The organism is Streptomyces sp. SID5910, assembly GCF_009862125.1.
Lineage (GTDB): Bacteria > Actinomycetota > Actinomycetes > Streptomycetales > Streptomycetaceae > Streptomyces.
The window spans coordinates 1-3,115 of the sequence record NZ_WWHX01000565.1; the positions used below are offsets into that span (position 1 = coordinate 1).

The following is a 3,115-nucleotide window of genomic DNA, read 5'->3' on the forward strand; positions in this document are numbered from 1 at the left end:
TGGTGAGGTTGAAGAAGTTCGGGAAGCCGTCGGTGCCGAGACCGAGGTAGGTGCGCGGGCCCGCCCGCCAGACGTCCCTGAGGAGCCGTCCGCCCCGGCCGCGCACCTCGATCCGGTCGACGGCGCCGGTCATCGCGTCGAACCCGGTGGCGTAGACGAGCGTGTCCAGCTCCACGTGCTCGCCGTCCGCCAGGACGACGCCCCGCTCGTCGATCCGCTCGATCGGGTTCGCCCGCAGGTCGACCAGCCGCACGTCGTCCCGGTTGTACGTCTCGTAGTACCCCGAATCGGTCACGATGCGCTTGGTGCCGATCGGGTGGTCGGTGGGCACGAGGCGGTCGGCGACGGCCGGGTCGTCGACCAGGGCGCGGACCCTCTCCTCCCAGAACGCGCGTGCCGCGTCGTTGGCGGCCCGGTCGGTGAGCTGGTCGGGGAACGTCTTGGAGTACAGCACGCCGCCCAGCTCCCAGCGTTCGCGGAAGGCGGCCCGCCGCTCCTCCTCGCCCACCTCCAGCGTCGCGGCGGGGTACGGCACGTGCGGGGAGCCGCCGCCGCTGAGCCGCGACAACCGGCGCCGCTCGGCGTACCCGGCCTTCTGCTCCGCGCGGGTCCGCTCGTCCAGCGGCCGGTTGCCGGCCGGGATGCTGAAATTGGCGCTGCGCTGGAACACGGTCAGCCGCGCCGCCTGCCGTGCGATCAGCGGGATCGACTGGATGCCGGAGGACCCGGTGCCGATCACGCCCACCCGCATGCCGGTGAAGTCCACGCCCTCGTGCGGCCATTCACCGGTGTGGTACGCCGCACCCCGGAACGTGTCCGCGCCGGGTATCCGGGGCCGGTGGGCGCTGGAGAGACAGCCCACCGCGAACACGCAGAACCGCGCCGACAGCACCTCGCCGCCGTCCGTGCGCACCGTCCAGCGCAGCGCCTCCTCGTCCAGCTCGGCCGAGGTCACGGAGGTGGCGAAGGTGTAGCTGCGGCGCAGGTCGAAGCGGTCGGCGACATGGCGCAGATAGCGCATGATCTCCGGCTGGGCGGCGTACTTCTCGCTCCAGTCCCACTCCTGCTGAAGCTCCTCGTCGAAGGAGTACGAGTAGTCCACGGACTCCACGTCGCAGCGGGCGCCCGGGTAGCGGTTCCAGTACCAGACCCCGCCCACGTCGTCCCCGCGCTCGAAGCCGCGCACGCTGTAGCCGAGGCCGCGCAGCCTGTGCACGGTGTAGAGGCCGGTGACGCCCGCGCCGACGACCACGACGTCGACGTGCTCGGGGCGCTTGCCGGTGTCGTTCATGTTCCGACTCCTGACTGGTGGTCCACGGTGAGAGGGGAGAGGTGAACGCCGGGGGCGGGGCTACTCAGGCGGGCGTCTCGCGCGCCAGCCGGCGCAGGGCGCCCTTGTCGACCTTTCCGGCGGCGTTGTGCGGCAGCGCGGCCAGGTGGTGGAAGGCGCGCGGGGCCTTGAAGTTGGCGAGGCGTTCGCGTGTGTACGCGGTCAGGTCGGCCGCGTCGATCGCGGCCCCGGCGGCCGGTACGCAGTAGGCGACGCCGACCTCGCCGAGCCGGTCGTCCGGGGTGCCGACGACCGCCGCGTCCACGACGGACGGATGGCCGCGCAGGACCTGCTCCACCTCCGCCGGGTACACGTTGAAGCCGCCGACCACGAACATGTCCTTCAGCCGGTCCGTGATCCGCAGGAACCCGTGCTCGTCCAGCACACCGACGTCGCCCGTGTGCAGCCAGCCGTTCCCGTCGACGGCCTCGGCGGTCGACTCGGGATCGTCCAGGTAGCCGTGCATCACGTGGAAGCCGCGGGTGAGGATCTCGCCGGGCTCCCCCGGGGGCGCGTCGACGCGCAGCTCGGTGCCCTCCAGGGCCGTTCCCGACGTGCGGGCCAGCGTCTCGGGCGACTCCTGCGGCCGGCAGATCGCGACCACGCCGGTCGCCTCCGTCAGCCCGTACGCCGTGCTGATGTTCCGCGCGCCGAGGCACTCCCGGATCTGCTCGATCAGCTCGGTGGGGATGTTCGCCGCGCCGGTGACCGCCATCCGCATCGACGAGAGATCGTACGCCTTGCGCTCGGGATGGTGGATGAGGGAGGTGAAGACGGTGGGGGCGCCGGTCAGGACGGAGATCCGCTCGTCCTGGAGCCGGCCGAGGACGGTTCGCGCGTCGAAGACCTGCTCGGGGACGATCGTGGCCCCGTGCAGCAGGCAGGCGACGACGCCGGCCTTGTAGCCGAAGGTGTGGAAGAACGGGTTCACCAGGAGGTAGCGGTCGCCGTGTCGGAGGGTGACGGCCCGGGCCCAGGTGTCGTAGACGCGCAGGTTCTGCGCGTGCGTGGTGGGGACGCCCTTGGGGCTGCCGGTGGTGCCGGAGGTGAAGAGGATGTCGGCGGTGTCTTTGGGGCGGACGGCGGTGGTGCGGGCGAGGCGTTCCTCCTCGGTCACCCGGTCCGCGCCTGTCAGGAAGCCGGACCACTCCGGTGAGTGGAGGGTCACCGTGGTGTCCAGGAGCGGGAGTTCCTCGTCCGAGTCGGCGAGCAGCGCGCGGTAGTCCGTGCCCAGGAAGTCGTGCTCGGTGAAGAGCAGGCGGGTACGGGAACGGCGCAGGATGTCGGCGGCCTCGGCCGCCCGGTAGCGGGTGTTCAGGGGGATCAGCACCGCGCCGGCCGTCACCGCGCCCAGCGCGGCCACCACCCAGCGGGCGCTGTTGGGCGCCCACACGGCGACGGAGTCGCCCGGACGTATGCCGTGCGCGATGACGGCCCGGGCCACCTGGGCGATCCGGTCGCGCAGTTCCGTGAACGTCCAGCGGTCCTCGCCGAAGACGAGGGCCTCCTCGTTCCCGTACCTGTGCGCGGCCCAGTCCGCGAGCCGGGCGATCGTCTGCGCGCCGCTCATGATCCGTCACGTCCTCCCTGCCGCCGCCGCCCATGGGCGCGGGCACGAACTCCAGCCGGGAGGAGACTGGCAGGGCGGGACGGGGCGGCGCAGGGGGGAGTTCCCGGTCAGCGGGATTCCGTCCGCGGATGCCTGCGGCGCCGCTGCGGCTTCGGTGGGGGTGCGCGTAGCGCCATGGGTTCGGTGGTGGGTCGGGGCCGCGCCGGGGGGTGTCC

At 72.5% G+C, this 3,115-nt stretch carries 2 protein-coding genes; both read right to left on the reverse strand.

Annotation, left to right across the window (positions count from 1 at the left end; all coding sequences use genetic code 11):
- The coding region (locus GTW67_RS20010) for a flavin-containing monooxygenase (protein WP_161166191.1) at positions 1 to 1,291 on the reverse strand (1,291 nt) is incomplete at its 3' end.
- Positions 1,292 to 1,355: 64 nt separating this feature from the next.
- Positions 1,356 to 2,900 carry a FadD3 family acyl-CoA ligase gene (locus GTW67_RS20015; protein WP_161166192.1) on the reverse strand — a complete coding sequence of 515 codons (1,545 nt, stop codon included), beginning with the start codon at positions 2,898 to 2,900 and terminating at the stop codon, positions 1,356 to 1,358.
- Between the last annotated feature and the right edge of the window lie 215 nt (positions 2,901 to 3,115).

Excerpts from the sequence above, each read along its gene's own strand:
- GTW67_RS20015 (WP_161166192.1), bottom strand. The coding sequence starts at position 2,900 with ATGAGCGGCGCGCAGACGATCGCCCGGCTCGCGGACTGGGCCGCGCAC.